This is a genomic window from Pseudomonas sp. HY2-MNA-CIBAN-0224 (assembly GCF_040310285.1).
Classification (GTDB): Bacteria; Pseudomonadota; Gammaproteobacteria; order Pseudomonadales; family Pseudomonadaceae; genus Aquipseudomonas; species Aquipseudomonas helleri.
Genome location: NZ_JBEOPQ010000713.1, coordinates 1 through 254, shown reverse-complemented (window position 1 = coordinate 254; position 254 = coordinate 1). Strand labels below are relative to the sequence as shown.

Annotated in this window: 1 protein-coding gene; it reads right to left on the bottom strand. The window is 53.1% G+C overall.

Annotated elements, in window-relative coordinates:
• On the bottom strand, nt 1–190 hold a 190-nt coding region (locus AAEZ03_RS28185; protein ID WP_350583252.1), incomplete at its 3' end, for a DUF1176 domain-containing protein.
• Nucleotides 191–254: the final 64 nt, after the last annotated feature.

Below are 254 nucleotides of genomic sequence, written 5' to 3'. Positions count from 1 at the left end.
CAGTCGCACTAGTGGTCACCAAGGTCGGCTTATAAGGCTTCGTGTCATTGAGTACCCAGATGCCCATGCCAGCGTTATAAGCCCCTGTCCAGCACTCGTGTTGCGCCAACAACTGCGTACTGTTTAGACGGCTGACGCGCCATGAGTTTTTGTCAGACAGGCTTGGGCAGTCGCTATCCGCGTCTCGCATGGTGCTTTTCATCATCGCTGACAACTGCGAGGATCTCATGACAAACTTTTTATTGCTGCTGGGC